The following is a 26735-nucleotide window of genomic DNA, read 5'->3' on the forward strand; positions in this document are numbered from 1 at the left end:
GGGCCGGGCACGCGGCGGGCGGCGGGCGGACGGCGGCGGGCACGCGGGCCGGGCACGCGGCGGGCGGCGGGCGGACGGCGGCGGGCACGCGGGCCGGGCACGCGGCGGGCGGCGGGCGGACGGCGGCGGGCACGCGGGCCGCGGGCACGCCGCTGGTGTGGATCACAGTGGGCGGGGTGGGTGCGGGCGGCGGGCCGGGTGCGGGGATAACGTGAGGGGCGTGGCGCTCTCCCTGGCGATCTCGCCCTGCCCCAATGACACGTTCGTCTTCGACGCCCTCGTGCACGGCCGGGTGCCCGGCGCGCCGCCCGTCGAGGTGACGTACGCCGACGTGGACGTCACCAACACCGCGGCCGAGCGGGGCGCGTTCGACCTGGTGAAGGTGAGCTTCGCGGCGCTGCCGTGGCTGCTCGACCAGTACCACCTGCTGCCCTGCGGCGGCGCCCTCGGCCGAGGGTGTGGGCCGCTCGTACTCACCAAGGGCGACCGCACCGACCTGACCGGCGCCACGGTGGCGGTGCCGGGTGATCGGACCACCGCGTACCTGCTGTTCCGGCTCTGGTCGGCGGGCCAGCCGCCGGCCCGGATCGAGGTGGTCCCGTTCCACGAGATCATGCCGGGCGTCGCGGCCGGCCGGTACGACGCCGGGTTGGTCATCCACGAGGCGCGGTTCACCTACCACCGGCACGGGCTGAGCGCGCTTGTCGACCTCGGCGAGTGGTGGGAGGGCGACACCGGCCTGCCCATCCCCCTCGGCGCGATCCTGGCCAAGCGTGGCGCGGTGGACCCGGAGGCCGCGGCCGGCTGGGTCCGCGAGTCGGTCCGGCAGGCGTGGGCGGACCCGGCGGCCAGCCGGGAGTACGTGCTGGCGCACGCCCAGGAGATGGAACTCGACGTGGTGGACCGGCACATCGGCCTCTACGTCAACGAGTTCACCGCAGACCTGGGCGAGGCCGGTTTCGCTGCGGTGGCGGCACTGCTCGACCGGGCCGCCACCGCCGGCCTGGTGCCTCAGACCTCCAGCTCGCGGGCGACCGCGTGGACCAGCTGAGCGATCTTCTGCGCGGCCTTCTTGTCCGGGTACCGACCTCGGCGCAGGTCCGGTTGGACCTTCGCCTCCAACACCTTGATCATGTCTTCGACCAGGCCGTGCAGCTCCTCGGCCGGCCGACGGCGCAGCTCCGCCATCGACGGCGGCGCGTCCAGCAGCTTGACCCCCATGGCCTGCGAGCCCCGGCGGCTGTCCACCACGCTGAAGTCGACCCGTTGGCCACCCTTGAGATCGGTGACGCCCGCAGGCAGGGCACCCTTGGGCAAAAACACGTCGCCGCCCTCGTCACTCGTGACGAAGCCGTATCCCTTGGCCGTGTCGTACCACTTCACTCGACCCGTAGGCACCTGAAAACCCCTGCTTCACTTGAGCCGCTACTGCTTCAAGGCTAGCTGGATCATGCCGTCGAGCGCCGCCGGGAATTCGGTGAGCTCGTCCAGCACCACGTTCGCCCCGGCCCCGCGCAACTCGTCAGCGGAGCACGGGCCCGTCGCGACGCCGATGCCCGGCACCCCGGCCGTCCGCGCGGCAACCATGTCCGCGACGTGGTCACCGACGTAGTGGGTGGCGTCGTGCTCCCGCAGGGCTGTCGCCTTCTGCTCGGCGAACAGGTCACCGGCCAGCTCGTCGACCGTGAGGCCGAGGTGGTCCAGGTGCAGCCGGGCCAGCCGGCCCATCTTGGCGGTGACGACCAGCACACGACCGCCCCGTGCGCGGATCGCGTCGACCGCCTCCCGCGCGCCGGGCAGCGGGACAGTCGGGGTGATCGCGTACGCCGGGTAGAGCTCGCGGTACGCGAGAACTGCCGACTCGATCTGCTCCGGCGGAAACCAGTGTGCGAGCTCGGTGCGCAGCGGCGGCCCGAGCCGGGACACGGCCAGGTCGGCGTCCACCGGCACGCCGGTCTTCGCGGTCAGCGCCCGGAAGGTCGCGGCGATGCCGGGTCGGGAGTCCACCAGAGTCATGTCGAGGTCGAATCCGACGGTCAGTGCGGGCATGTCGAGAAACCTACCCGGCGACTCCGGGTCGGCCGGACGTCCGAGGGGCGCGACGGCCCGCTGCCGGGCTAGCGTGGAAAGACGATGACCACCTCACTCGCCGACCACCTGCGGTCACTGCCCGACGAGTCGCTGGCCGCGCTGCTCCAGCTGCGGCCGGACCTCGTCGTGCCCGTGCCAGCCGACGTCTCCGCCCTGGCCATCCGCGCCCAGTCCCGGGTCTCGGTGGCCCGCGCGCTGGACGGGCTGGACCAGTTCACCATGCAGATCCTCGACGCCGCCCGGCTCACCCGGCACCCCGACGAGGGCACCACGGACACCGACTCCGTGCTCGCCATGGCGACCGCCGGCCCGCACCCGCCGGCACCGACGGCCGTCCGGGCCGCCGTCGGCCGGCTCAGGGCGCTTTTTCTGCTGTACGGCCCGGAGCACGCCCTGCACGTGGCGGCCGCCGTCGACGAGGTCTCCCCGTACCCTGCTGGGCTCGGCCGACCGGCAGCGGACCTGGACCTGCGCTCGGCCGCGCTCTGTGCGGACCCGGCGAAGCTGCGGCGGACGCTGCTCGCCGCGCCCCCGTCGGCCCGGGCGATCCTCGACCGGCTTGCCGCCGGGCCACCGGTCGGCAGTGTGCCGCCGGGCGCGTTGCAGGCACCGCCGATCGGCGCGGAGGATGCCGTGCTCGCCGACCCGACGAACGGTGGCGCGCCGACCGGTTCACCGGTGCGCTGGCTGGTCGACAACCGGCTGTTGGTCGCCGTCTCGGCCGGCTCGCCGACGGGTGGCGGCACGGTGGAGCTGCCCCGGGAGGTAGGCCTCCTGCTGCGCCGCGACACCGGCCCACTCGGACCGTTGCGCACGAGCCCGCCACCGGTGGCGGGCGCCCCGCGCGAGCCGAAGGCTGTCGACTCGGCCGGGGCCGGGCAGACGATGGAGGTCGTCCGGCACACCGAAGGGCTGCTGGAGCAACTCGCCGCCGAACCCGCGCCGGTGCTGCGCTCCGGCGGTATCGGCGTGCGGGACCTGCGGCGGCTGGCGCGTACCGGCGGGCTGGACGAGGCGACGACCGCGCTGCTGCTGGAGGTGGCGTACGCGGCGGGCATCGCCGGTGAGCTGGAGCTGTCCGGTACGAGCACCGGCCGGTACGGGGCGGACCAGCAGGTGTTGCCGACCGGCGGGTACGAGGTGTGGCGGGCCGCCTCGCTGGCCCAACGCTGGGAGCAGTTGGCCCGCGCCTGGCTGACCATGACCCGGCAGGTGGGCCTGGTCGGCAAGCGTGACGATCGGGACCGGCCGATCACCGCGCTCTCCGCGGAGGCGGAGCGGGCCGGCGCGCCCGCAACCCGACGGGCGGTGCTTGCTGTGCTCGCCGACCTGGAACCCGCTACCTCACCCACCACCGAGGAGGTCCAGGCCCTGCTGGACTGGCGGTCGCCACGGCGCAGCCGGGGCCGGGAGGCCGCCCATCGGGAGGTGTTGGCCGAGGCGGCGCAGCTCGGTGTGACGGGCTTGGGGGCGATCACCTCGTACGGCAGGCTGCTGCTGGGCGAGCTGACGTCGGCCGACGAGCCGGGCGTCGGCGACCCGCTGGGGCTGCACGCGGACGCGGAGAGCGGTGATCCGTCAAACGCCGCGCGGGCGCTTGACGCGCTGCTGCCCGCCCCTGTCGATCACTTCCTGGTGCAGGCCGACCTGACAGTGGTGGTGCCCGGCCCGCCCGAGCCCGCGCTCGCCGCCGAGTTGGAGGCGACGACCGAACCCGAGTCGGCCGGCGGGGCCAGCGTTCACCGGGTCACCACGGCGAGCATCCGGCGGGCCCTGGACGCCGGTTACTCGGCCGACGACCTGCACGAGTTGTTCCGGCGACGCTCGCGTACGCCTGTGCCACAGGGCCTCAGCTATCTGGTGGACGACGTGGCCCGCAAACACGGCGGGCTGCGGGTCGGGTCGGCCGGGGCGTACCTGCGCAGCGACGACGAGGCGCTGCTCACCGAGGTGTTGGCCGACCGCCGGTTGGAGTCGCTTGCCCTGCGGCGGCTCGCGCCGACGGTGTTGAGCACCCCGTACCAGGTCAGTCGGTTGTTGGGCGCGCTGCGTGACGCCGGGTTCGCCCCGGTGCAGGAGGACGGGACCGGCAGCACCATGCTGTCCCGGCCCCGGATCCGGCGGGCCCCGGCGCGGGTGCCGATGACCACCCGTGCCCTCGATCCGCTGGCCGCTCCGAAGCTGCCGATGCCGCGGCTGCTCGGCGTGGTGGAGCACATCCGGCGGGGTGACGCGGCGGCGCGGGCGGCCCGGCGGGCGCCTGCGGTCGTACGCGGCGGCGCGCCGGGGCTCGGCGGCGGTCCGGTGCCGGCGCACACGCACAGCGAGGCCCTCGCGGTGCTCCAGCAGGCGGTCCGCGACAAGGCGCTGGTCTGGGTCGGTTACGTGGACGCGCACGGGGCGACAGCGTCGCGGCTGGTCAAGCCGGTGTCGATTGGCGCCGGTTACCTGCGCGCCGAGGACGAGCGGACCGAGATGCTGCACACGTTCGCGCTGCACCGGATCACCGCGGCGGTGCTTGCGGACTGACCCGAACAGAGGACGCCGCCGCTGCGCGGCCCGGTGCGCGGCGTTGCCGCTGGGTCAGCGGCGGCTGCGGCGTACGGTGCCGACGACCGAGATGATCAGCAGCAGCGCGAACCCGGCGCCGGCGGACTCCCCGACCGAGTCGATGAAGCCCTGCTGCAGCACCAGCCAGCCGAAGAGGAACCACCCGAGCAGAACCGCCGCCGCGATGCCGTACGCGACGACTGTCGCTCGGGACACCTCGTCGGGTGGCGCCTGCTCATGTTCTGCGATCACGTCACGGTCGACCGTCATGCCCAGCCTCCCCGCCCGGTCCAACCCCTGAACTCCCAAGAGTGTCACTCCTGGGACCTGTGTGACAGGGGTTAAAACCCGGAGTCGGGCAGCTCACTCAGGTGCCGGGGCGGCGGCCGATCAGCACGACGCGGGTGCCGACCTTGCCCAACTCCCACATCCGGACGGCGTCGGCGTGCAGCAGATTGACGCAGCCGTGCGAGCCGATGGACTTGTCGTGCAGGTAGGTGGTGGTCTCGTGGAAGCCCATTCCCTGGGTGAAGTGCTGCCAGTACGGCAACCACACCTCGTACGGGTTGGACCACTCCTTGGGGTTGCGGTAGTTGACGGCGTAGCTGCCGGACGGGGTGCGGTAGCCGGACATGCCGGTCCGGGTCACCGTCGGCTCCATGATCACTTTGCCGTTGCGGACCGCCCACACGGTCTGCCGGGTCAGGTCCACGCAGAACGTGGTGCCGGTGCCGGCCTTGCAGCGGGCCGGGTCGGTGGTGGCGAGCCGTTGGGCCACGTCGGAGGTGGTCGGCCCGGCGCGACCCTCGACGGGGCGAATGCCGTACCTCTTCTGGAACCTCTTGATGGCCGCGCAGTCGGCGGCGGACTGTCGGCCGTCCACGGTCACGGGCCCGAACCCGCCCAGCCGGGCCAGGTAGGTCTCCACCGCGCGCTGATGCTCGCCCTGCGGGCAGCCGGCGGCCTGCGCGGGGGTGGCAGTGGCGGGGGTGGCAGGCGCCGCCGTGCTGCGGGTCGGCTTGGGCGTGGGTTTTGTTGTGGTGCTCCTGGTCGGCGCTGGCGTCGACGCGGCCGGCGTTGGCCGGCCGCGCTGGTCTGGCCCGGACGTGCCGCTCGCCCCCGTTACCTGTTCCGCCGCACCGGCCGGGGCGGCTCCCCCGCCGCCACCCCCGCCGGACTGCGGATCGAACGTGCACGCGCCGGTGCCGACCAGCACGACCACCAGCGGGGCGACCAGCCGGGAAGTGATCCGGATGCGCTTCATGGGCCCTCCCCTGGACAGCCGTCCCATTGCTAGACGTTTGTCGGTGCCACTGCGGTTGCGCCTGTCGGCAACTTTCTTGGCAGATCTCGCATCGTGCAACACTTGATGGTCGGCCAGCGGCGGGTAAGCGACCGCCGCGACCTGACGGCCAACCGAGGAGAGGACGCTGGCGTGAGTGGTGGACCACTGATCGTTCAGTCGGACAAGACCCTGCTGCTGGAGATCGACCACCCTGACGCCCAGGCCTGCCGGATGGCTATCGCGCCCTTCGCCGAGCTGGAGCGCTCTCCCGAGCACGTGCACACCTATCGGCTGACCCCGCTCGGGCTGTGGAACGCCCGCGCGGCGGGGCACGACGCCGAGGGCGTGGTCGACTCGCTGATCAAATACTCCCGCTACCCGGTGCCGCACGCGCTGCTTGTGGACGTGGCCGAGACGATGGACCGCTACGGCCGACTCCAACTCGCCAACGACCCGGCGTACGGGCTGGTGCTGCGGGCACTGGACCGGCTGGTGTTGATCGAGGTGGCCAAGAGCAAGAAGCTCGCCGGCATGCTCGGCGACAAGATCGACGACGACACCATCCGGGTCCACCCGTCCGAGCGGGGCCGACTCAAGCAGGCGCTGCTCAAGCTGGGCTGGCCTGCGGAGGACCTGGCCGGCTACGTCGACGGCGAGGCGCACCCGATCGAGCTGGCCGAAGCCGGCAAGGACGGCCGCAAGCCGTGGACGCTGCGGTCGTACCAGCGGGAAGCTGTCGAGGCGTTCTGGGCCGGCGGGTCGGGTGTGGTGGTGCTGCCGTGCGGTGCCGGGAAGACCCTGGTCGGCGCGGCGGCGATGGCCGAGGCGAAGGCGACGACGCTGATCCTCGTCACCAACACCGTCGCGGGCCGGCAGTGGAAGCGGGAACTGATCGCCCGCACCTCGCTGACCGAGGAGGAGATCGGGGAATACTCCGGCGAGCGCAAGGAGATCCGGCCGGTCACCATCGCGACGTACCAGGTGCTCACCTCGCGGCGCGGCGGCGCGTTCACACACCTGGACCTCTTCGGGGCCCGCGACTGGGGCCTGGTCGTCTACGACGAGGTGCACCTGCTGCCCGCGCCGATCTTCCGGTTCACCGCGGACCTCCAAGCCCGCCGCCGGCTGGGCCTCACCGCGACTCTGGTACGCGAGGACGGCCGCGAGGGGGACGTGTTCAGCCTGATCGGGCCCAAGCGGTACGACGCGCCGTGGAAGGACATCGAGTCGCAGGGCTGGATCGCCCCGGCCCAGTGCACCGAGGTCCGGGTGACGCTTACCGACGCGGAGCGGATGTCGTACGCGACGGCGGAGGCCGAGGAGCGCTACCGGATGGCGGCGACCGCCCGCACCAAGCTGCCGGTGGTGAAGGCGCTTGTCGACCGGCACCCCGACGACCAGGTGCTGGTGATCGGCGCGTACATCGACCAGTTGCACCAGCTCGGCGAATACCTCGACGCGCCGATCATCCAGGGCTCGACCACGAACAAGGAGCGCGAACGGCTCTTCGACGCGTTCCGCACCGGGGAGATCCGAACCCTGGTGATCTCCAAGGTCGGCAACTTCTCCATCGACCTGCCCGAGGCGGCGGTGGCGATTCAGGTGTCGGGGACGTTCGGGTCACGGCAGGAAGAGGCGCAGCGGCTGGGCCGGGTGCTCCGGCCGAAGTCCGACGGGCGGCAGGCGCACTTCTACACGGTGGTGTCCCGGGACACGATCGACACCGAGTACGCGGCGCACCGGCAGCGCTTCCTCGCCGAGCAGGGGTACGCGTACACGATCATCGACGCCGACGACGTCCTCGGCCCGAAGCTCCCGACGATCGACTGACCCACGGGCGGCCTTGATCGACTCGGTTGCGCCTTCTGCGGCTTCTTCTCACCGGGAAAATCGATCCACAAGCACCGACAGCCGGCGCTCGTGGCCGGGGCGACGGAGCCGGCCGCTGCGCATCAGCGTGACCAGCCCGTGCAGGCCGCTCCAGAACGTCTCGGTGAACGTCTCCAGGTCGTCGTCCCCGGCGACCGGGCGCACCGTCTCGGCCAGTTCCGCGAAGCCTCGGGCCAGGTCCGTCGGGACGTCCTGGGTGGCGAACGGCAGATCCACGGCGAGGGTGAACATCGCGTCGTAGAGCGCGGGACGCTGCTCGGCGAACGCGACGTATGCCGCCGCGACGTCGGCGACCGCCTGTCGGGGACTGGCGGCCGAGGCCCGGGCCGAGGCTAGGGCGTTGGCCAACTCGGCGAAGCCCTCGATGGCGACGGCCGCCATGATGGCGTCCTTGCCCTTGAAGTGGCTGTAGAGGACGGGCTGGCTGTACTCGATCTCGGCGGCGAGCCGGCGGGTGGTCACCGCGTCCCAGCCTTCCGCCAGGGCTAGGTCACGTGCTGCGGCGATGATCGCCTGTTCCCGTTCCGCCCGCTCGCGCTCCCGGCGTCCCTGCGTCGACATGCACCCATCCTAGCACCGCTAGAAATCCTGTCGATGCTCTGCTAGCGTCGCTCTCATATCTAGCAGTGCTAGGAAATGGAGCAGATCATGCTGTCCCTCATCGCCTACGGGCTCGCCGTCGTGCTCAACCTCTTCATCGCGTGGATCGGTGCGCGGTTCCTGCTGGTGCCCACCGCGTCGGCTGCCGGGTACGGCGTCCCGGCCCGGCCGGAGGGAGATCCCGCCTACCTCACGGTCAAGGGAGTACGGGATCTCACCTACGGCCTGCTCGGCCTGGCCTTGATCGCCTTCACGACCGCCGACGCGGTCGCGTGGTTCATGCTGATCGTCGCGCTTGTCCCGCTGGGCGACACCGTCATCGTGCTGCGGAACGGCGGAACGAAGGCCGTCGCCTTCGGCATCCACTTCGCCACCGCCGTCGTCGTCCTCCTCGACGCCGCCCTCCTGTTCGCCCTGTGAGCGCCAGCAGCACCCTGCCGCGTCTGCCCTGACCGCCCCACCTTGATCGACTCGGCTTCCTGGAAGTCGCGGCATCCGATGCGGGTTGATGCCCCAGTTTCACGGAAACCGAGTCGATCAACGGCCATTGACGTCACGGCGTAGGCGGTGGGCAGCGGTCGGGGAGGGTGACAGTGCCGGCGCGGTGGTCGAAGGTGTCCATCGTGAACCACTCGTCCAGCTCCGGGTCGAAGAGGTTCTGCAGGCCGAACTGGAGCACCTGCCACCACCTGTTCGGGTCCCGCTGGTCGACGTAGATGTCGCCGAGCGCTAGCGGGAACCGGAAGAACTCGCCCGGCACTGTGGAGCCGCCGACGACACCCACCCGCCAGTGGTCGACGTGCCGGTCCTTCTCCCCCTGCAGGATCTCCAGCCCGACGAAGCGAGACGTCTTCAGCTTGTCGTTGAAGATCTGCCGGTTGAAGAACCCCGGGACCTTGCTGCACTCGCGCGGCGGGAACAGCGGGATGTTCGGCCACTTGCAGGTGAGCGTGTAGAGCGTGTTCTCGTAGATCAGGTTCGTGAACCAGATCGGATGATCCGGGCCTCCGGCAATCATCTGGCTATTGCCGTCGCGCCCCTGCCACGAGAACGGCACGTCAATGCCGAGGTCCCGCACGACGTACCGGCCGGTGCCCTGGAAGTCCGCCGGGAGTTGCGGTGGGCGCGGCTCCCGCGAATCGGGGACCGTAGGGCCGTCGGCCTGGGCCGCGCGAGGCAGCGGCACCGCTTCCGGACCAGGCGCGACGATGCCGAGGGCGAACAGTCCACCGGCGACCGCCGACACGAGTGTCCGACGTGTACGCCTCGACGCCATGTCCCCTCCGCCGGGTATGGATCGCGGCCGGCGCTTCGACAGCACGCGTGCCTTGGGCGAAGCGTAGGAGCAGGCAGAACGTGAGAGGCGGTGGAACGTTTCGGCTCCATCGGACGGGTGAAGGGGCGGCATCGAAGCAGTCCCGGGCCGGCACCACGCGAACGCGCGTCCCAGGGCGGGCAGAAGGTGCCCGACTCCTCAGGCGGCGCGGAGTTTCCGAAGGACGTACTGGTCGAGGCTCAGCCCGTCCTCGGCGGCCTCGATGGCGAGTTCGCGATGCAGGCTCTCCCCGACGCGGAGGTTGAACTTGCCTGAGTAGCTGCGTTCGGCGAACGGCTGCGGCACCGCCTCGCCCTGCTCCTCCATGTCCGCGATCGTCTCCTGCAGGAGCCTCTGAAGACCTTGCAGTGCCTCGACCTGCGAGGGCGCCAGCCAGGAGAGCGATGGGAACTCGGCACAGGTGGCGACAAACTCCTGATCATCAGCCGACCATGTGACGCGGTAGGTGTAGTGCGTGATTTCGGGACGGTCGGGGTGCATCACATGGCCTCCTTCTTGTCGATCGCCTTGAGTACCTGCCGGACCTGGTATGCCTTGGCTTTACCCTTATCGTCCTGGATGTTGACACGCGGGTCACCGGCCCACGGCATCTTGAACACAGCGTGCGATGTGCCCACCTGCCGCGGCTTGCCGAAGTAGTGCTCGCACACTCGATAAAGATCGTTGTAGGCGAGTTGAACCCCGAGAACCGCACTAGCTACAGGACCCGGGTGGCCTGCTCGGCGGCGGCGACCGCGTCCTGTCGCGCCGGGTCGAGGTTGGCGCTGATAACCACGGACGCGCCAGCGGAGAGCGGCGCGAGCAACCACTTCAGGGGCTGCTCGTGCTCGGCGGCGTCGACAAGCAGTCGGTCACCGGCACGCAGGCCCAGCATTCCGGCGACCTCCTGGGCGAGCGCACCCCACTGTCCGTAGGTGGTGCCGTCCGCGCTCGCCGGGTCCGACGGAGCGATGGCGGCGTGATCGGGCGTGACGTCGGAGTGGCGCAGCACCTCGGCGGACCAGTCCAGCCAGCCCAGCGGCACGTCGGCCAGCCGCCCCGGCCCGGTGCCGACGAGGTAGCGGTGCGGGGCGTCCGGCACGTCCTCCAGCCAGTCGTCCTGCCGCTCCGGCGTCACGAAGACCGCGTCGAACGGTCGGTCGCCGCCCGGTTCGAGCACCGGCAGGCCCGCCGTGGCGCGGGGCCGGAACGACACCGCAAGGCCGCAGGCCCACGCGCCCAACAACACTGCGGCGGTACGCCAATGAGGAGGCAACAGCACCGCTACGCGGCTGCCGGGGCCGAGCCCGCAGCCGTCCCGCAGCAGACTGGCGCTGCGCGCCGCCCAGGAACCCACCTGCTGCGCGGTCAGATCGACGCGCTCGCCGGTCGCCTCGTCGCGGTAGCTGAGCAGGGGACGCTCGACGTCGACGGCCTGCGCTGGCAGACCGACAATGGCGGTTGGCTGCATGTCCACGCTCCCCGGTGTGACGCCGGCCCACCTTACCAACGCAACCAACCGTCTCCGTTACGCCGCCGACTCCTGCCGGTGATCGCGTTGCTGCTGCTCGCGCCCTGGGCTCGGTCACTGTCGTGACGCTCGCCCTGATCGCCGGCGCATGGTGGCGGCTGCGCCGCGCTAAGCCCACTGTTCACGTTGATCACCGACTACGACGCCGGGCCGGTCACGCAAGGTGATGCCAGGCGCAGCCGCCACCCCTCCCCCAGTCCCTTTGCTCTGCTTACCTATACGCAACGCTCACGCTCCGCGAGCACTGGTCTGGCCGCCACCCTCGGAAGCCAGGCACGAACCCGCAGCTCAACGCGGTGTTGCGTATAGGTAAGCAGAGCAAAGGGGTTGAGGGGACCGGCCGAGAGGGCTGACGTTGTTGCGCTCAGTGACGGACAGCCCGCCGCGCGCCGCCGCCTTCAGAGAGGTAGCTCCGGGCCGCCGTCGAGCAGGGGGGCGAGCAGGTCGTCGTACTCCTCGACGCGGGCCAGGACCTCGGCGGCGGTGAACTGGCGGACGGCCGGCTTGCGGCCGCGAGCGCCGGCTTCGACCTCGTCCCAGGTCAGCGGCGTCGACACGGACGGCACCGACTGGGCGCGCAGCGAGTAGGGCGCCACTGTGGTCTTTGCCGCGTTGTTCTGACTCCAGTCGATGAAGACCTTGCCGGGGCGCAGGTTCTTGGCCATCTTCGACACGATCAGCTTCGGGTGCGCCTTCTCCAACTCCTGGGCGATCCGCTTCGCGTAGTCGGAGACGGCATCGGAGGACTGCGTGCCGGCGATCGGGCAGCAGAGCTGCATACCCTTCTTGCCTGACGTCTTCGGGTACGAGTCGATGCCGTCGTCGGCGAGCCGGTCGCGCATCAGCACCGCCACCGGGCAGCACTCGGCGAGCCCGGCCGGCGGCCCCGGGTCCAGGTCGACGACCATCATGTCCGGGTGCTCGCCGACCTTCCACTGCGGCGTGTGCAACTCCAATGCCGCCAGGTTGGCAAGCCAGACCAGGGTGGGCAGGTCGTCGGCGACCACATAGTCGATGGTCTCCCGACCCTTGGTCGAGCCGGGCGCGGGCAGGTTCTCCACGCGCACCCAGTCAGGTGTCGCGGCGGGCATGTTCTTCTCGAAGAACGACTTGTCGTCGACCCCGTTGGGGAAGCGGATCCGGGTGACCGGCCGGTCCCGCAGGTGCGGAAGCAGCACCGGGGAGATCCGGGTGTAGTAGTCGATGACCTCGCCCTTTGTGAAGCCGGCCGCCGGATAGAGCACCTTGTCCAGGTTGGACAACTCCAGCGCACGGCCCTCGACGTCCACACGTAGCCGCTCAGCCGGCATCGTCGACCTCCTCGGCAGGCTTGTCCGGGCGCAACCGCAGCACCCTGGGGAAGCGCAGCCGGCCGTCGGGGGTGCGCTGGCCGTACTTCACCTCCACCACCACGCTTGGTGTTACCCAGATGGCACCGCGCGCATCCTCGCGCGGCACGCCCGGCGCGAACGGTGACACGCCGGAGCGCAGCGGCTCCAACTCGGCAAGGAGCTGCCGTTCGATTGCCGCGCCGATCCCACCACCGACCCGGCCCCGGTAGATCAGCCGGCCGTCCGGGCCGGGCACCCCGACCAGCAGTCCACCGATCCGACGCGCACCCGGTCGCCAGCCACCGATGACGAAGTCACCTGTCACCTCCAGCTTGACCTTCACCCAGTCCGGTGAGCGCACCCCGGGGCGGTAGACGGCACCGACCCGCTTGGCCATCACACCCTCCAAGCCGTGCTCGCCGGCCGCCTCGTAGGTCGCCGGGCCGTCGGCGAAGACCGGCGGCACCGCCCACCGGGCGCCGCCGAGCGCTAGCGCGTCCAACGCCTCGCGGCGGCGCTCGTACGGCCAGCCGGTCAGGTCGTCGCCGTTCACCCGAAGCAGATCGAAGATCATGTAGGTAACCGGCATGACCGCTGCCAACCGTGCTGCCTTGTTCCGGTCCCGCACGTGCATCCGCTCGGCCAGCGCGGTGAACGAGGGCTGCCCGCCCGCCCCCAACAGCACCACCTCGCCGTCGAGCAGCACGTTGTCGACCTGCTCGGGCAGGGTCGCCAGCTCCGGGTACGCGGCGGTGATCTCGACGCCGGAGCGGGCGTACAGGTGCTGGACACCGCCGGAGATGTCGGCGAGCGCGCGGACGCCGTCCCACTTGAACTCGTACGCCCAGCCGTCACCCGCCGGGAGGGGCCCGGTCATCGCGAGCATCGGCTTGAGCGGCGCGCCGGGCACGACCCGACTGTAGTAGCAGGCCGAACACCTCGCGTCAGGATCTTCCAGATGCGAGCATGGTCGATACCGGCGAAGGGAGCGCAGGATGCGTGCCATCTGGAAGGGAGCCGTGTCATTCGGGCTCGTCTCGATCGGGGTGAAGCTCTACTCCGCGACCGAGGAGAAGGACATCCGGTTCCACCAGGTGCACCGTGAGGACGGCGGCCGGATCCGCTACAAGCGCACCTGCTCGGTCTGCGGCGAGGAGGTCACCTACGACGACATCGCCAAGGGCTACGACATCGGCGGCGGCGAGATGGTGATCCTCACCGACGAGGACTTCGCCGACCTGCCGCTGACCAGCTCACGCGCGATCGACGTGCTGGAGTTCGTGCCGGCCGACCAGGTCGACCCGATCCTCTACAACAAGGCCTACTTCCTCGAACCGGAGGGCACGGCCACCAAGCCGTACGTGCTGCTGCGCGACGCGCTTATCGACTCGGAGCGGGTGGCCATCGTCAAGGTGGCGCTGCGCCAGCGGGAGCAACTCGCCACGCTGCGCGTCCGCGAGGGTGTGCTGCTGCTCAACACGATGCTCTGGCCGGACGAGATCCGTACCCCGGATTTTGGTTTCCTCGACGAGGACCTCAAGGTCCGCCCGCCGGAGCTGGCGATGGCCAGTTCGCTTATCGACTCGATGACAGGCGAGTTCGAGCCGGACGTCTTCACCGACGACTACCGGGCCGCGTTGCAGGAGGTCATCGACGCCAAGGTGGAGGGTCGCGAGGTCGTCCAGCCGGAGGAGGCCGAGGAGGCCCCGGCCGCCGCGGTGGACCTGATGGCCGCGCTGAAGGCATCGGTGGACCGGGCCCGCGCGGCGCGCGGCGAACAACCCGCCCGTGGCGGTGGCGGTGGCGGTGGCGGTGGCGGTGGCGGTGGCGGTGGTGAGCCGACACCCATCTCGTCGGCCCGCTCGGCACAGAAGGCCGCCGAGAAGAAGGCGGCCAAGGCACCCGCGAAGAAGACCGCGGCGAAGAAGACGGCCGAGAAGAAGACCGCCGAACCGGCGAAGAAGACCGCCGCCAAGAAGACCCCCGCGAAGAAGGCGGAGCCGGCGAAGAAGACGGCAGCCCGCAAGACCGCACCCCGCAAGACCGCCTGACCGGTACGGCAGCGCCGCAGGGTGTCCGCCGGCCGGGTACGCTCCGCCGGCCGCTGGCAACCGGAGGAGCCCTCATGCCGTACACCCCTGATCTGGACCGGTTGTTGACGCCCGGCGCCCGCTTCACCGACGAACACGGCGCGTACCTGATCGAGGCCCACTGGGTGGGTGACATCGTGCTGCCGACCGGTCGGGTGGTCGGGTGTGACCCGCTGGTCTGCCCGGAGGCCGAGCCGTTCACGGTCACCGTGCCCCCGGGGCGTCATCCCGCCCGGGCCTGGGTGGCGGCGGTGCTGCGGGAGGACGCCGAGGTGGACCGGCGGGTGGCGGCGCTGGAGCTGGTGATCTCCGAGGCGCCGACGGTCGCATGGGAGCCGGCAGTCGCGGGCGACCAGGATGTCGCCGCCCTCGGCCCCGACGACTACTTCGGGTACGGGGTGGACGCCGGCGCGGGAACCCTCGCCGACCCCACCGCGCTCGCCGTCCTGGAAACCTGGGACGAGGAGCAGGTCGAGGAGGTCTTCATCCCGGCGGAACTGCAGGCGTCGCCGGTTCCGGGCCTGATCACCGCCGTGTTGGACCAGACCACAGGCGCCAACGTCGTCACCGTCGCCACGGGTTGGGGCGACGGCTGTTACGGAACCTGGATCGGACGCGCCGCCGACGGGGGCGTGACATCGTTCGTGACCGACTTCATGGTCGTACCGGAATAACGTCCCCTGACGGCGTCCCTGGTCGATCCGAGACGTCCGGGACGGGCACGGGGGGCCGCAGGGCGGGTACCGTGTGCGTCGGCTTTCCCCCCGGCACCGGGTGCCGGCCACACCTTCGCAGCAGGGAGTCGACGACGTGAGCGAGCGCACGCAGCAGAACCGGTCGGAGGGTCAGAGCCCGGCGACCAAGGCAGGGCGGCGCCTGGCCGCCCAGCTGGCGGCGCAGAAGGCAGCCGAGGCGAAGCGACGCCGCCAGGCGTGGGCCGGCGGCATCGCCGGTGTCGCCGTGATGGCGCTGCTGATCGGCGGTTTCGTGTGGATCGACCGGAACCGGGGCGACGACAAGCCCGTCAACCAGGCCGGCGCGACCCCGTCCGCCTCCGCCCCGGCCCCGGACGAGGCCGCCGCGCCTCCCGCCCCGCAGCTACCCGAGGGCGCCGACCCGGCGCTGGGCACCAAGCCGGCGGTGAAGGCGGGCACTGGCGAGCTGAAGAAGCTCACGGTCACCCCCGTCATCAAGGGCAACGGCCCGGTGGTCAAGCAGGGCCAGACCATCACCACCAACTACGTTGGCGTGTTCTACAAGGACGGCAAGGAGTTCGACTCGTCCTGGAACGCCGGCCAACCGGCCACCTTCGCCATCGGTGTGGGTCAGGTCATTCCGGGCTGGGACCAGGGCCTGGTGGGCGTGACCGTGGGCAGCCGCGTGCAGCTCGACATCCCGGGCGAGCTGGCGTACGGCAACGACGAGGCCGCCGCCGGTGGGCGTCCGACCGGCCCGCTGCGCTTCGTGGTGGACGTGCTCGGCGTCCAGTAACCTGTCCGCTTCGCCCCGGTTGTCGTCGGGCCGCGATGGTGTTGTTCACATGGGGCTTCCGGCCCGTTACCCACCGGCAGTAGGTTCGGCGTCACCCCGGGCGGCCCGCCGTCCGGGGTGAGCATTCCGGGACGGGGACGCGGAGGTGCGTGTGACGGCACTTGACGAGTCGGGGCGGACGGCCCGGCTGATGTGGACGCACTTCGAGGCGGTGCACGCGGTCACCTACTTCCACCCCCGTGCCCGTGCCGCGTACGAGGCGGTTGGCCTGCGCGGCTACTGGCGGGGCTACTTCGCGGGTCGGTGCGCGCCGCTCGGCGCGACCGAGGCTGCTCCGGTGATCGCCGCCTTCTTCAGCTTCGCGCCACCGATGGTGAGCCGGGCGCTGCCGGCGGTGTGGCGGCTGGCCACGCCGCCGGAGGCGTTGCGGGCCCGGCTGACCGGTGCAGTGCAGGCGCTCGCCGAGTTGACCTACGAGCTGCCCGAGTCGCACCTGGTGGAGACCGCCGACCTGCTGGAGGAGGCCGCCACAGCGGCGCAGACAGCCGGTCGGGTGCTCGGCGCGGCAAACGCGGCGCTGCCCATCGGGGAGTACCCCCTCGCCCGGATCTGGCAGGCCGCCACGACGCTGCGCGAGCTTCGGGGCGACGGGCACGTGGCGGCGCTGGTCGCCGCCAATCTGGACCCGGTCGAGACGCTTGCCTGGAAGGTAGCCGTCGGCACGTCACCGGTGAATTTGCTGGGCCGGGGCTGGACGGAGGAGCAGTGGCACGCCGCCCGCGAGCGGCTGACACAGCGCGGCTGGCTGACCGGGGACGGCGAGGCCACCGATGTCGGCCATGCGGGCTTCCAGGCGGTCGAGGACGCCACCGACCGGGCCGCCGAGCACCCGTGGCTGGCCCTCGGCGCGGATCGCACGGACCGGCTGCGTGAGCTGCTGGACCCGATCGCCCGGACCTGTCACACGCTGATTCCGCCGGACGGCCCGATCGGGCTGCCCCCGCTGCCGGCCTGACCGGAGGTCCGTCGGTCGGGCAGGATGGGCCCCGTGGTGGATGCGGTGGTCTTCGACCTGGACGGCGTGATCGTGGATTCCGAACCGGTGTGGGAGGAGGTCCGGCGGGCGTACGTGGCCGAGCACGGCGGCACGTGGCAGCCGGACACCCAGCGCCGGCTGATGGGCATGAGCACCGGCGAGTGGGCCGACTATCTCAGTGGCGAGTTGGGCGTGGAGCGCACCGCCGAGCAGGTCGCCGACGAGGTGGTGCGGGAGATGGCCCAGCGCTACCGGGAGCACGTGCCACTGATCGACGGCGCCGACGAGGTGGTGCGCCGGTTGGCCGCGCGGTGGCCGCTGGGGTTGGCGAGTTCGTCACCGACCCGGCTGATCGCGGCGGCGTTGGAGGCCACCGGCCTGACCGACGCGTTCGTCGCCACCCTGTCCACCGAGGAGACCGAGCGGGGCAAGCCGGCACCGGACGTGTACCTGGCCGTCGCGCAGCGCCTCGGCGTCGACGCGGCCCGCTGCGCGGCGGTGGAGGACTCGTCGAACGGGGTTCGGTCGGCTGCGGCGGCGGGGATGCGGGTGGTGGCGGTGCCGCACGGCTCGTACCCCCTGGATCCGGACGCGGCCGGGTTGGCGGCGGTGACGCTGGGCTCGGTCGGTGAGCTGACTCCGGAGCTGGTGGACGAACTGCCGGGCTGACGGGCGCAGCGTCACTGTCGTCCGGTCCCTGCCGGCGCGTGCCCGGTTGTACGGTTTTCGAGGGCCCGTATCGGTCGGGCATGACGGGGACTGTGCGGGGTACCGCAGGCGGCGGTGCTCGACCCGGGTGCCGCGCGCGGACAGCTGAGGAGTCGACGGATGAAGGCCATCGTGTACGAGCGCACCGGCGACCCTTCGGTGCTCCAACTGGTCGACCGGCCGGTGCCGGAACCGGGGGCGGGCGAGGTCCTGGTCCGGATGGCGGTGTCCGGGGTGAATCCGACTGACTGGAAATCCCGGCGGTCCTCTGCCCCGAAGGGGTGGCAGATCCCCGGGCAGGACGGTGCGGGAGTGGTGGAGGCGGTCGGCACGGGAGTCGACGCCGACCTGATCGGCGAGCGGGTCTGGATCTGGGAGGCGGCCTGGCAGCGGCCGTGGGGCACGGCCGCCGAGTACACGCTGGTCCCGGTGCGGCAGGCGGTCCGCCTCGGTGACGCCTCGTTCGAGTTGGGCGCGAGCCTGGGCATTCCGTTCCTGACCGCGCACCGTTGCCTGACAGCCGGCGAGCTGATGCCTGACACGTTGCGCGCCGGCGCGCTGGCCGACCACACAGTGCTGGTGCAGGGCGGGGCGGGCGCGGTCGGCAACGCGGCGATCCAGCTGGCCCGGTGGGCTGACGCGACGGTGATCGCCACGGTGAGCAGCCCGGAGAAGGCTCAGCTCGCGGCGGCGGCCGGCGCCTCGTTCGTGATCGACTATCGGGACCAGGACGTGGTCCAGGAGGTCCGTAAGATCGCGCCCGACGGGGTCCACACGATCGTCGAGGTCTCCCCGGCCCGCAACGCGGCGACGGACGCGCAGGTGCTGCGGCAGGGCGGCTCGGTGTGCGTGTACGCCGACGACGGTGGCGCCGAGATGACGGTGCCGGTCCGTCCGCTGTTCGCGCTCAACAGTCGCTGGCAGTTCGTGCTTGTCTACACCGAGCCGAAGGCGGCCAAGGCGCAGGGTGTGGTCGACGTGGCGGCGGCTGCCAACCAGGGCGGCATCCGGGTGGGCGCGGACGCGGGCCTGCCGCTGCACCCCTACCCGCTGGCCGACGCGGCCGCGGCGCACCAGGCGGTGGAGGACTCGGTGGTGGGCAAGGTGCAGATCACCACCAGCGACGTCTGATCGGGTCGTCGGCCACCGATTTCCCCGTCATCGGGACAGAGGCGAACAATTTTCGCAACAATGGCGGTGCGGGTTACCCGCGTGGAAAGGGCGGCCCCGGCGCGGTGCGAACGCCGGGGCCGCCCCCTGGGAGGAATGATCAGGAGCACGCCTCATCCCTACAGGCGACGGTGCTCGCTCAAACGTTACGGGGATGTCAGCTCTCGGACAGTCAGCTCGCCTCCGGCGTACCGCGATCGGACGACCTTCTTGTCGAACTTGCCCACGCTGGTCTTCGGCACGGTGTCGATGAACGCCCACCGCTCGGGCAGCTGCCAGCGAGCCACCGAGCCGGCGAGGAAGTCGTGCAGCTCCTCGACGGTCACCGTGGCGCTCTCCCGGACCACGACTGTCGCCAACGGCCGCTCGCCCCACCGCTCGTCGGGCACCCCCACCACGCAGGCCTCCAGCACCGCCGGGTGGGCCATCAGCGCATTTTCAAGCTCCACCGACGAGATCCACTCACCACCGGACTTGATCACGTCCTTGGCGCGGTCGGTGAGCGTCAGGTAGCCGTCCGGGGAGAGCGTGCCCACGTCACCTGTGCGCAGCCAGCCGTCGCGGAACTTCTCCTCGTCGGGTGCGTCGTCACCGACGTACCGGGCGGTCACCCACGGCCCGCGGACCTCCAGCTCGCCCACGGACGTGCCGTCGGCGGGCATCTGCTCGCCCGCCGGGCCGACGATGCGCGCCTGTACGCCGGCCGGCACCCGGCCCTGCGTGTAGCGGTACCGCCACGCCTCCGCACCGGTCGCGCCGGCCGGCGGTCGGGAGACCGAGCCCAGCGGCGACATCTCCGTCATCCCCCAGGCATGGATCACCTCGATCCCGTGCCGCTCGTCGAAGGCGTGCATAAGCGCCGGCGGGCAGGCCGAGCCGCCGACGATCACCTCGGTGAGCGACGAGGTGTCCACGTCGTGCGTGTCGAGGTGGGCCAGCAGGTCGGTCCAGATGGTCGGCACCGCGCCCGCCAGGGTCGGCCGCTCGGCGGCGATCATCTCGGCGATCGGCGCCGCCTGGAGGAACCGGTCCGGCATGATCAGCGACGCGCCGGACAGGAACGCCGCGTACGGCAGGCCCCACGACATGGCGTGGAACATGGGCACGATGGCCAACTCCCGGTCGGTCGGCGCGAGACCAAAGCCTTCCGGCATGCACACCTGCAACGAGTGCAGGTAGATCGAGCGGTGCGAGTAGGCGACGCCCTTGGGGTTGCCTGTGGTGCCCGAGGTGTAGCAGAGCGCGGCGGCGTCCCGCTCGTCCACCTCAGGCCAGTCGAAGACCTCCGGCCGGTCGGCGAGCAGCGCGTCCCAGTGGTGCACGACGATCCGGTCACCGGCCGCCGCCACAAGCGGCGCAGGGTCACCGCCGCCGACCACCACCACGTGCCGCACGGTGGCCAGCTCGCCGATCACCCGGGCCAGCAGCGGGATGAGCGTGCTGTCGACGAGCACCACCCGGTCCTGCGCGTGATTGGCGATGTAGGTGAGCTGGTCGGGAAAGAGCCGGATGTTGAGCGTGTGCAGCACCGCGCCCATGCTCGGCACCGCGAAGTAGGCCACCAGGTGCTCGTTGTTGTTCCACATGAAGGTGGCGACCCGCTCGTCACCTGTCACCCCGCACTCGTCGCGCAGCCCGTGTGCCAACTGGGCGGCCGCGCGACCCACCTCGGCGTACGTCATCCGACGGGGTTCGGCGCCGGTCCAGGTGACCACCTCCGCCGCGCCGTGCACTCCTGCGCCGTGGTCGAGGATCCGGGAGACCTGCAGAGGGGCGTCCATCATCGTGCTACGCATGGGTAACAAGCTAGTGTCGCCGGTCACACGTTGGGAACCCCCGTAAATTGTCGCAGGTGAGCATCTCCTGGGCCGATTCGTACGTGGGGCAGCTACGCGCGCTGGCCGGTGACCGGACGCTGATGTTCGTCGGCGCCCGGGCCGTGGTCAGCGACAACGCCGGGCGGATCCTGCTGATCCAACGCTCGGACAACGGCCAGTGGGCAATGCCCGCCGGTGCGATGGAGCTGGGCGAGTCGATCGCCGACTGCGCCGTGCGGGAGGTCCGCGAGGAGACCGGGCTGCGGGCGCTGCGGGTCTGCGCGTTCGCCCTCTACACCGGCCCGGACCGGACCAGCACCAACATGTACGGGCACACGTACCAGGTCTTCACGACAGCCTTCAAGGTGGAGGAGTGGGACGGGCAGCTGACCCGGACCACCGACGAGACCACCGACGCGGGCTTCTTCCCGCGCGACAGGTTCCCCGCCCCACTCTCCGCCTCGGTCAACGAGACCCTGGCCGACCTGGACGTCTTCGACAAGACCAACAGGCTGATCCTGAAGTAGGAGTCGTGCTCAGATCATCGTCTGGGACTTGGCCTCCATGTCGGCGGCCGCCTCCTCCTTCGACTCGCGGGTCAGCGGCTTGCCGCCCGGCGCCGGAGCCTTACCGCCCAGCGGGTCGGCACCGCCGGTGGCGCCCTCGGGACCCGCACCCCGCAGGGTGCTGTTGGGCATCGCCACTGTGACAAGCACCGCCACGATGGCGACCAGACCCGCCGTCAGGAAGACCAGGTGCAGCGAGTCGACGAACGACTCCTGGATGGCGGCCCGGACCGCACCGGGCAACGCCATGATCGTCGCCGGATCGTTGATCGAGATGTTCGTGCCGCCGCTCGCCGCGACAGCCGCCTGCTGCTCCGGCGGAAGCTGGGCGATCGCAGCCGGCAGCCGGTCGGCCAACTGCGTGTTGAGCCGCGAGGACAGCAGCGTGCCGAGGATCGCCACGCCGAACGAACCACCCAACGATCGGAAGAACGTCGCCGAGGACGTACCGGCGCCGAGGTCCCGCACGGAGACCGCGTTCTGCACCGCCAGGACCAGCGACTGCATGCACAGCCCCAGGCCGACGCCGATCACCACCATGAAGAGGAACGCCACCCAGAGCGAGGTGTCCACGTGCAGCCGGGTGAACAGCAACATGCCCAGCACCAGGGTCGCCGACCCGGCGACCGGGAACCACTTGTACCGGCCGATCCGGCTCATCGCCCGCCCGGTGATGATCGAGGTGAAGATGATGCCTGCCATCATCGGCAGCATCAGCAGACCGCTGCGGGTCGGTGAGGCGCCCTTGACGATCTGCAGGTACAGCGGGATGAAGATGATGGACCCGAACATCACCAGACCGAGCACGAAGCCCGCCGAGTTGGCGAGCGCGAACGTGGCGCTGCGGAACAACCGAAGCGGCAGGATCGGCTCGGCCACCCGGGCCTCCTGGAGCACGAAGAGCACGGCGAGCACCGCGCCCGCCGCCAGCAGGCCGATGATCACCCCGGAGCCCCACGGATACTCGGTGCCGCCCCAACTCAACGCGAGCAGCAGACAGCTCACCCCGGCGACCAGCAGACCCGCGCCCAGCCAGTCGATCGCGTGCTCCCGCCGCTCGAACGGGATCAGCCGCATCACGTGATAGCAGACCACGATGGCAAGGATCGCCAGCGGCACGTTGATATAGAAGATCCACCGCCAGTCGGTCTCCGCGAAGTAACCACCGACAAGCGGGCCGGCCACCGACGAGATGCCGAAGACAGCGCCGAACAACCCCTGGTAGCGGCCACGCTCCCGGGGTGACACGACGTCCGAGATGATGGTGAACGCCAGGGTCAGCAGACCACCGGCACCGAGGCCCTGGATACCTCTGGTGACGATCAGCTGGGTCATGTTCTGCGACAACCCGGCCAGCAACGACCCGACCAGGAACGTTCCGATCGAGAAGAGGAACACCGGGCGGCGGCCGTACAGGTCGGCCATCTTGCCGTACAGCGGCGTCGACGCCGTCGAGGCGAGCAGGTACGCGGTGACCACCCACGAGTAGTGGTTGATCCCGCCCAACTCACCGACGATTGTCGGCAGGGCCGTACCGACGATTGTCTGATCGAGTGCGGCCAGCAGCATGCCGGTCATCAATCCGAGCATGAGCAGCCGGATCTGCCGACGATTCAACACCGGCGCGGCGGAGGCTTCGGTCATGTGGCCTTCTATCCCGGGAGCAGCAGAACATGCGCCCTACCGGGCAACCCCTTCTTGTTGATCAAGAGATTTGCGTCAGATTTCGCGCTCCGCATGACGCAAACCTCTTGATCAACGGGTTGGGCCTGGGGTTGGGGACTGGGGTCAGGCCTGGGCGAAGGCTTCGGTGATCTTTTTGCAGAAGGCGGGGAGGTCGTCGGGGTTGCGGCTGCTGATGAGGTTGCCGTCGGTGACGCACTCCTCGTCGACCCAGGTGGCGCCTGCGTTCGTCAGGTCGGTGCGCAGGCTGGGCCAGGAGGCGATGCGCCGGCCCCGCACCACGTCCGCCTCGATCAGCGTCCACGGGCCGTGACAGATCACCCCGACGGGCTTGCCCGCGTCGAAGAACGACTTCACGAACCGCACCGCCTCCGGGTCGCTCCGCAGGAAGTCCGGGTTCGCCACCCCACCGGGCAACACCAACGCGTCGTACGCGCCCACGTCCGCCTTGTCCGCTGTGACATCCACGTCGTACGTCTTGGACTGGTCCAGGTGGTTGAAGGACGTGATGGAACCGGGCTTGAGCGAGACCAGCTCGACCGACGCGCCCGCGTTCTCGACCGCCTCGCGCGGCTGGACGTACTCGACCTCCTCGACGCCGTCGGCGGCCAGGAAGGCGATCCGCTTGCCCTGCAATGTCGCTGCCATCTCGGTACATCTCCTCTCCGGGGTTACCTCAATTCCCTTCCCGCCGCCGAACACCCGAAACAACCCGGGCGAGCAGCAAGGGCACCTTGTTGGCAGAGTTTCAGCGGAACCGCAGGCCCGGTACCCCCGGGACCGGTCGCCGCGCAGGTTTGGCCCGGGGGGCGTTGGGGACCCGGGGAGGCATGGCAGGAGCAGCAGCGGAACAGCGCCGGCTCGCGACCGTCGTGGAGAGCTGGCTCGGTCGCCCAGTCCTGATCGTCGGTGACGCCATGCTCGACGAGTGGCGGTTCGCCGACTCCGACCGGCTCTGCCGGGAGGCGCCCGCCCCGGTCCTCACCCTGCGGCGGCGGATCTCCGCCGCCGGCGGGGCCGCTAACACAGCGGTAAACGTCGCCACCCTCGGCGGACGGGCGGTCCTGGTGGCCCCGGTCGGCGCCGACGTGGCCGGCGACGAACTGCACGACTGTCTGGACCGGGCAGGCGTCTGGGACCGTACCGTCAGCCATTCCGGCCGGCACACCCCTGTGAAGCGGCGGATGCTCGCCGGCAACCAGATCCTGCTCCGGGAGGACTCCGGCGACCCGGACGACGCACTCGACCCGGACGGGATCTCCCAGCTGCTCACGGCGCTGGACTGCGCCACCGAGGAGTTGCGGGCAGCCGCCGGTGGCGAGGCGCCGACCCTTGTGGTCTGCGACTACGGCCTGGGCGCCCTGCCCGCGCCGGTCCGCGCGTGGCTTGTCGAGCAGCGGGAGCGGTACGCCACTGTCGCGCTGGACGCCCACGACCTCGCCGACTGGCGGGGCCTCGCACCGACGGTGGTCACCCCCAGCTTCGCGGAGGCGACCAGGCTGCTGGCCCGAGCCGGCGGCGAGTCTCGCCCGACGCACGGCGTCGACCTGCACCTGGAACACCCCGACAGCGACCCGAGCGACGGGCCGTCGGAGCTGACCGTCGGCGCCGCGCCTGGCGGGACCCGCGCGGACGGCGTCGCGGTGGCCGCCGCGGATGCCGACGGCGACCGGCCCGGGCCGGTGGGCGAACCCACCGCCAGCGAGGGTCGGGTGGCGCTCACCGGCGACGGGCTCAGCGTCACAGGCACCGGCGTCACAGTGAACACCGAGGCTGGCGCGGGCGTCGACCGGGCGGTGCTTGCCGAGTCGCGCCTGGCCGAGTTGCATGCGCACACCGGTGCCGACGTGGTCGCGGTGACCCTTGACACCGAGGGCGCGGTTGTCGGCGGTGCCGACGGCGAGCGGCGGCGCAGCCACAGCACCCCGGTCCCGGCGAGCCACGCCGTGGGGGCCGGCGACGCGTACCTGGCGGCGATGACGTTGGCCCTGGCCGCCGACGCGCCGCTGCCCACCGCCGCCCAACTCGCCCAGCTCGCGGCCACCATCACCGTGTCCGACACCGGCACCTGCGTGTGCCTGCGCGACGACCTCCTCGCCGCCCTCGACATGTCACCGGAGACCGGCGGGCATCCGGCACTTGTCGGCACCGACGAGTTGGACGCGATCGTCGCCGAGCATCGCGACGCGGGACGGTCGGTGGTGTTCACCAACGGCTGCTTCGACGTGCTGCACCGGGGCCACGTGCGCTACCTGGAGCAGGCCCGCGCCCTCGGCGACCTGCTCATCGTGGCGGTCAACTCGGACGGCAGCGTACGTCGCCTCAAGGGGCCGGACCGGCCGGTCAACCCGGTCGAGGACCGAGGTGCCCTGCTCGCCGCGCTGTCCTGCGTGGACCACGTGGTGGTATTCGAGGAGGACTCGCCCGCCGCGCTGATCGAGGCGGTCCGACCCGACGTGTACGTCAAGGGTGGGGACTATCCGCCGGAGCTGGTGCCGGAGGCGCCGCTGGTGCGCCGGCTCGGCGGCCAGGTGCGCACCCTTGGGTACGTGCCCGACAGGTCCACGTCGGCGATCATCGAACGGATCCGGTCACACAGTCAGGACGCGTCGGCGCACGCCACAGACCGGGAACCCGACGCGACGTCAAGCGTCGAGGCCAGCGTGCCCGACCCGTCGCTGAGCACCCGCACCCAACAGTCGTGAACCGGCCACTCGACCTCGGCGCCCCGGAGGAGTTCCGCGCCGACCGGCTTGTCGACGTGCTGATCCCGACCCGTAACCGGCCCGCCGAACTGGCGGTCACGCTGGCCGGGCTCGCCGCCCAGAGCGGCGTACCCGGGTTCGGTGTGGTGGTCAGCGACCAGTCCGACGGGGAACCGACGTACGCCCACCCGGCGGCAGCCACAATGGTCCGGGCGCTGCGCCACGGGGGTCACCCGGTGCTGCTGACCCGCCGCCTGCCCCGGCGTGGGCTGGCTGAGCACCGCGCGTACCTGCTCGCCGCGTCGGCTGCCAGATACGTGCTCAGCCTCGACGACGACGTCTGGCTCGAACCGGGGGCGCTGCACCGGCTGGTCACCGCCATCGAGGAGTTGGGCTGCGGGTTCGTCGGCAACGGGGTGCACGGGCTGTCGTACACCGAGGACGTGCGGCCGGACACGCACGGGCACTACGAGGAGTGGACCGGCCCGCCGGCGCCGGAGCGGATCCGGCCGGGCACCGAGCAGTGGAACCGGGCGCGTATCCACTCGGCGGCCAACCTGCTGCACATCACCGCCCAGTTGGCGCTGCCGCCCGGCGCGTGGCGGGCGTACAAGGTCTCCTGGGTGGGCGGGTGCGTGCTCTACGACCGGGCCAAGCTCGTCGACTCCGGTGGCTTCGACTTCTGGCAGCGGGTGCAGGAGAACCACCAGGGCGAGGACGTTGCCGCCCAACTCAGGGTGCTGGCCCGGTACGGCGGCGCGGGAGTCCTGCCCAGCGGCGCGTACCACCTGGAGTCCCCCACCACTGTCACCGAGCGGGACGTGGAGGCGTGGGAGGTCGTCCTCGCCGACGAGGACACCCCGCAGCCGGCGTGAC

General features: G+C 71.1%; 27 protein-coding genes and 1 pseudogene. 14 read left to right on the forward strand and 14 right to left on the reverse strand.

Annotated elements, in window-relative coordinates; translation table 11 throughout:
* A pseudogene (locus ACFY2Q_RS00955) lies at positions 1–215 on the forward strand (hypothetical protein); the annotation flags it as partial.
* Between the two features lie 5 nt (positions 216–220).
* A complete protein-coding gene (locus tag ACFY2Q_RS00960; protein WP_387126290.1) occupies positions 221–1051 on the forward strand; it encodes a 1,4-dihydroxy-6-naphthoate synthase in 831 nt (276 codons plus the stop codon).
* On the opposite strand, the gene ACFY2Q_RS00965 is transcribed toward ACFY2Q_RS00960, so the two are convergent.
* Together ACFY2Q_RS00965 and ACFY2Q_RS00970 are read right to left on the reverse strand one after the other, a co-directional pair.
* Positions 1012–1398, reverse strand: coding sequence for a cold-shock protein (locus ACFY2Q_RS00965; protein WP_053658827.1), 387 nt, complete (start codon positions 1396–1398; stop codon positions 1012–1014). The genes ACFY2Q_RS00960 and ACFY2Q_RS00965 overlap by 40 nt on opposite strands.
* A gap of 27 nt (positions 1399–1425) precedes the next feature.
* Positions 1426–2049, reverse strand: coding sequence for an HAD family hydrolase (locus ACFY2Q_RS00970; RefSeq protein WP_387126292.1), 624 nt, complete (start codon positions 2047–2049; stop codon positions 1426–1428).
* A gap of 84 nt (positions 2050–2133) precedes the next feature.
* Here ACFY2Q_RS00970 and ACFY2Q_RS00975 point away from each other — a divergent pair, with 84 nt between their 5' ends.
* Positions 2134–4620, forward strand: a complete 2487-nt coding sequence (locus ACFY2Q_RS00975) for a helicase-associated domain-containing protein (RefSeq protein ID WP_387126294.1) — start codon at positions 2134–2136, stop codon at positions 4618–4620.
* A 54-nt stretch (positions 4621–4674) separates the two neighbouring features.
* Here the strand turns inward: ACFY2Q_RS00975 and ACFY2Q_RS00980 are convergent, their stop codons facing one another.
* Positions 4675–4911: a hypothetical protein gene (locus tag ACFY2Q_RS00980; protein ID WP_387126296.1), complete on the reverse strand. Its 237-nt coding sequence runs from the start codon at positions 4909–4911 to the stop codon at positions 4675–4677.
* Positions 4912–5008: 97 nt separating this feature from the next.
* Complete coding sequence (locus ACFY2Q_RS00985; RefSeq protein ID WP_387126298.1) at positions 5009–5905, reverse strand: L,D-transpeptidase family protein; 897 nt, start codon at positions 5903–5905, stop codon at positions 5009–5011.
* 171 nt (positions 5906–6076) lie between these two features.
* On the opposite strand from ACFY2Q_RS00985, the gene ACFY2Q_RS00990 reads away from it, so the two are divergent.
* On the forward strand, positions 6077–7756 hold the full coding sequence (locus ACFY2Q_RS00990) for a DNA repair helicase XPB (RefSeq protein WP_387126300.1): 1680 nt from the start codon (positions 6077–6079) through the stop codon (positions 7754–7756).
* 48 nt (positions 7757–7804) lie between these two features.
* On the opposite strand, the gene ACFY2Q_RS00995 is transcribed toward ACFY2Q_RS00990, so the two are convergent.
* Positions 7805–8377: a TetR/AcrR family transcriptional regulator gene (locus tag ACFY2Q_RS00995; protein WP_387126302.1), complete on the reverse strand. Its 573-nt coding sequence runs from the start codon at positions 8375–8377 to the stop codon at positions 7805–7807.
* Positions 8378–8464: 87 nt separating this feature from the next.
* Here ACFY2Q_RS00995 and ACFY2Q_RS01000 point away from each other — a divergent pair, with 87 nt between their 5' ends.
* On the forward strand, positions 8465–8836 hold the full coding sequence (locus ACFY2Q_RS01000; protein ID WP_387126305.1) for a DUF4267 domain-containing protein: 372 nt from the start codon (positions 8465–8467) through the stop codon (positions 8834–8836).
* A 133-nt stretch (positions 8837–8969) separates the two neighbouring features.
* On the opposite strand, the gene ACFY2Q_RS01005 is transcribed toward ACFY2Q_RS01000, so the two are convergent.
* The 6 genes from ACFY2Q_RS01005 to ligD (ACFY2Q_RS01030) all read right to left on the reverse strand — a co-directional run bounded on the left by ACFY2Q_RS01005 (position 8970) and on the right by ligD (ACFY2Q_RS01030) (position 13503).
* Positions 8970–9692 (reverse strand): hypothetical protein, encoded by a 723-nt coding sequence (locus ACFY2Q_RS01005; RefSeq protein ID WP_387126307.1) that lies wholly within the window; start codon positions 9690–9692, stop codon positions 8970–8972.
* A 198-nt stretch (positions 9693–9890) separates the two neighbouring features.
* Positions 9891–10232, reverse strand: a complete 342-nt coding sequence (locus tag ACFY2Q_RS01010) for a type II toxin-antitoxin system HicB family antitoxin (protein WP_387127520.1) — start codon at positions 10230–10232, stop codon at positions 9891–9893.
* The gene (locus ACFY2Q_RS01015) at positions 10232–10402 is read right to left on the reverse strand and encodes a toxin HicA (RefSeq protein WP_387126309.1); all 171 of its coding nucleotides are present in this window, start codon (positions 10400–10402) and stop codon (positions 10232–10234) included. Before ACFY2Q_RS01015 ends, ACFY2Q_RS01010 begins: the two co-directional genes overlap by 1 nt.
* A gap of 47 nt (positions 10403–10449) precedes the next feature.
* Complete coding sequence (locus ACFY2Q_RS01020; RefSeq protein ID WP_387126311.1) at positions 10450–11202, reverse strand: TIGR03089 family protein; 753 nt, start codon at positions 11200–11202, stop codon at positions 10450–10452.
* A gap of 458 nt (positions 11203–11660) precedes the next feature.
* A complete protein-coding gene (gene ligD / locus ACFY2Q_RS01025) occupies positions 11661–12572 on the reverse strand; it encodes a non-homologous end-joining DNA ligase (protein WP_387126313.1) in 912 nt (303 codons plus the stop codon).
* Positions 12562–13503 (reverse strand): non-homologous end-joining DNA ligase, encoded by a 942-nt coding sequence (gene ligD / locus ACFY2Q_RS01030; protein ID WP_387126315.1) that lies wholly within the window; start codon positions 13501–13503, stop codon positions 12562–12564. Before ligD (ACFY2Q_RS01030) ends, ligD (ACFY2Q_RS01025) begins: the two co-directional genes overlap by 11 nt.
* A gap of 85 nt (positions 13504–13588) precedes the next feature.
* Between ligD (ACFY2Q_RS01030) and ACFY2Q_RS01035 the strand changes: the two genes are divergently transcribed.
* The 6 genes from ACFY2Q_RS01035 (at position 13589) to ACFY2Q_RS01060 (ending at position 19049) form a co-directional block, all read left to right on the forward strand.
* Positions 13589–14644, forward strand: a complete 1056-nt coding sequence (locus ACFY2Q_RS01035) for a Ku protein (protein WP_387126317.1) — start codon at positions 13589–13591, stop codon at positions 14642–14644.
* Positions 14645–14718: 74 nt separating this feature from the next.
* On the forward strand, positions 14719–15357 hold the full coding sequence (locus ACFY2Q_RS01040) for a DUF4241 domain-containing protein (protein WP_387126319.1): 639 nt from the start codon (positions 14719–14721) through the stop codon (positions 15355–15357).
* Positions 15358–15457: 100 nt separating this feature from the next.
* Positions 15458–16174: an FKBP-type peptidyl-prolyl cis-trans isomerase gene (locus ACFY2Q_RS01045; protein ID WP_387127522.1), complete on the forward strand. Its 717-nt coding sequence runs from the start codon at positions 15458–15460 to the stop codon at positions 16172–16174.
* Between the two features lie 190 nt (positions 16175–16364).
* Positions 16365–17189 carry a hypothetical protein gene (locus tag ACFY2Q_RS01050; protein ID WP_387127524.1) on the forward strand — a complete coding sequence of 275 codons (825 nt, stop codon included), beginning with the start codon at positions 16365–16367 and terminating at the stop codon, positions 17187–17189.
* Positions 17190–17213: 24 nt separating this feature from the next.
* Positions 17214–17879 (forward strand): HAD family hydrolase, encoded by a 666-nt coding sequence (locus tag ACFY2Q_RS01055; protein WP_387126321.1) that lies wholly within the window; start codon positions 17214–17216, stop codon positions 17877–17879.
* 159 nt (positions 17880–18038) lie between these two features.
* Positions 18039–19049 carry an NADPH:quinone reductase gene (locus tag ACFY2Q_RS01060; protein WP_387126323.1) on the forward strand — a complete coding sequence of 337 codons (1011 nt, stop codon included), beginning with the start codon at positions 18039–18041 and terminating at the stop codon, positions 19047–19049.
* Between the two features lie 185 nt (positions 19050–19234).
* Here ACFY2Q_RS01060 and ACFY2Q_RS01065 read toward each other — a convergent pair whose 3' ends face one another.
* Positions 19235–20884: a fatty acid--CoA ligase gene (locus ACFY2Q_RS01065; RefSeq protein ID WP_387126325.1), complete on the reverse strand. Its 1650-nt coding sequence runs from the start codon at positions 20882–20884 to the stop codon at positions 19235–19237.
* Positions 20885–20940: 56 nt separating this feature from the next.
* Here ACFY2Q_RS01065 and ACFY2Q_RS01070 point away from each other — a divergent pair, with 56 nt between their 5' ends.
* Positions 20941–21432, forward strand: a complete 492-nt coding sequence (locus tag ACFY2Q_RS01070) for an NUDIX domain-containing protein (RefSeq protein WP_387126327.1) — start codon at positions 20941–20943, stop codon at positions 21430–21432.
* 9 nt (positions 21433–21441) lie between these two features.
* Here the strand turns inward: ACFY2Q_RS01070 and ACFY2Q_RS01075 are convergent, their stop codons facing one another.
* Entirely contained in the window at positions 21442–23115 is a 1674-nt protein-coding gene (locus tag ACFY2Q_RS01075; protein WP_387126329.1) for an MDR family MFS transporter, read from the reverse strand.
* A 144-nt stretch (positions 23116–23259) separates the two neighbouring features.
* Complete coding sequence (locus ACFY2Q_RS01080; RefSeq protein ID WP_387126331.1) at positions 23260–23802, reverse strand: type 1 glutamine amidotransferase domain-containing protein; 543 nt, start codon at positions 23800–23802, stop codon at positions 23260–23262.
* A gap of 182 nt (positions 23803–23984) precedes the next feature.
* Here ACFY2Q_RS01080 and rfaE2 point away from each other — a divergent pair, with 182 nt between their 5' ends.
* Complete coding sequence (rfaE2, locus tag ACFY2Q_RS01085) at positions 23985–25859, forward strand: D-glycero-beta-D-manno-heptose 1-phosphate adenylyltransferase (protein ID WP_387126332.1); 1875 nt, start codon at positions 23985–23987, stop codon at positions 25857–25859.
* On the forward strand, positions 25856–26734 hold the full coding sequence (locus ACFY2Q_RS01090; protein ID WP_387126334.1) for a glycosyltransferase family 2 protein: 879 nt from the start codon (positions 25856–25858) through the stop codon (positions 26732–26734). The genes rfaE2 and ACFY2Q_RS01090 overlap by 4 nt, the downstream gene beginning before the upstream one ends.
* Position 26735: the final 1 nt, after the last annotated feature.

The organism is Micromonospora sp. NPDC000316 (assembly GCF_042898885.1).
Lineage (GTDB): Bacteria > Actinomycetota > Actinomycetes > Mycobacteriales > Micromonosporaceae > Micromonospora.

Excerpts from the sequence above, each read along its gene's own strand:
- ACFY2Q_RS00970 (WP_387126292.1), bottom strand. The coding sequence starts at position 2,049 with ATGCCCGCACTGACCGTCGGATTCGACCTCGACATGACTCTGGTGGAC.
- ACFY2Q_RS00975 (WP_387126294.1), top strand. The coding sequence starts at position 2,134 with ATGACCACCTCACTCGCCGACCACCTGCGGTCACTGCCCGACGAGTCG.
- ACFY2Q_RS00980 (WP_387126296.1), bottom strand. The coding sequence starts at position 4,911 with ATGACGGTCGACCGTGACGTGATCGCAGAACATGAGCAGGCGCCACCC.
- ACFY2Q_RS00985 (WP_387126298.1), bottom strand. The coding sequence starts at position 5,905 with ATGAAGCGCATCCGGATCACTTCCCGGCTGGTCGCCCCGCTGGTGGTC.
- ACFY2Q_RS00995 (WP_387126302.1), bottom strand. The coding sequence starts at position 8,377 with ATGTCGACGCAGGGACGCCGGGAGCGCGAGCGGGCGGAACGGGAACAG.
- ACFY2Q_RS01000 (WP_387126305.1), top strand. The coding sequence starts at position 8,465 with ATGCTGTCCCTCATCGCCTACGGGCTCGCCGTCGTGCTCAACCTCTTC.
- ACFY2Q_RS01005 (WP_387126307.1), bottom strand. The coding sequence starts at position 9,692 with ATGGCGTCGAGGCGTACACGTCGGACACTCGTGTCGGCGGTCGCCGGT.
- ACFY2Q_RS01010 (WP_387127520.1), bottom strand. The coding sequence starts at position 10,232 with ATGCACCCCGACCGTCCCGAAATCACGCACTACACCTACCGCGTCACA.
- ACFY2Q_RS01020 (WP_387126311.1), bottom strand. The coding sequence starts at position 11,202 with ATGCAGCCAACCGCCATTGTCGGTCTGCCAGCGCAGGCCGTCGACGTC.
- ligD (WP_387126313.1), bottom strand. The coding sequence starts at position 12,572 with ATGCCGGCTGAGCGGCTACGTGTGGACGTCGAGGGCCGTGCGCTGGAG.
- ACFY2Q_RS01035 (WP_387126317.1), top strand. The coding sequence starts at position 13,589 with ATGCGTGCCATCTGGAAGGGAGCCGTGTCATTCGGGCTCGTCTCGATC.
- ACFY2Q_RS01040 (WP_387126319.1), top strand. The coding sequence starts at position 14,719 with ATGCCGTACACCCCTGATCTGGACCGGTTGTTGACGCCCGGCGCCCGC.
- ACFY2Q_RS01050 (WP_387127524.1), top strand. The coding sequence starts at position 16,365 with ATGTGGACGCACTTCGAGGCGGTGCACGCGGTCACCTACTTCCACCCC.
- ACFY2Q_RS01055 (WP_387126321.1), top strand. The coding sequence starts at position 17,214 with ATGGGCCCCGTGGTGGATGCGGTGGTCTTCGACCTGGACGGCGTGATC.
- ACFY2Q_RS01060 (WP_387126323.1), top strand. The coding sequence starts at position 18,039 with ATGAAGGCCATCGTGTACGAGCGCACCGGCGACCCTTCGGTGCTCCAA.
- ACFY2Q_RS01065 (WP_387126325.1), bottom strand. The coding sequence starts at position 20,884 with ATGCGTAGCACGATGATGGACGCCCCTCTGCAGGTCTCCCGGATCCTC.
- ACFY2Q_RS01075 (WP_387126329.1), bottom strand. The coding sequence starts at position 23,115 with ATGACCGAAGCCTCCGCCGCGCCGGTGTTGAATCGTCGGCAGATCCGG.
- ACFY2Q_RS01080 (WP_387126331.1), bottom strand. The coding sequence starts at position 23,802 with ATGGCAGCGACATTGCAGGGCAAGCGGATCGCCTTCCTGGCCGCCGAC.
- rfaE2 (WP_387126332.1), top strand. The coding sequence starts at position 23,985 with ATGGCAGGAGCAGCAGCGGAACAGCGCCGGCTCGCGACCGTCGTGGAG.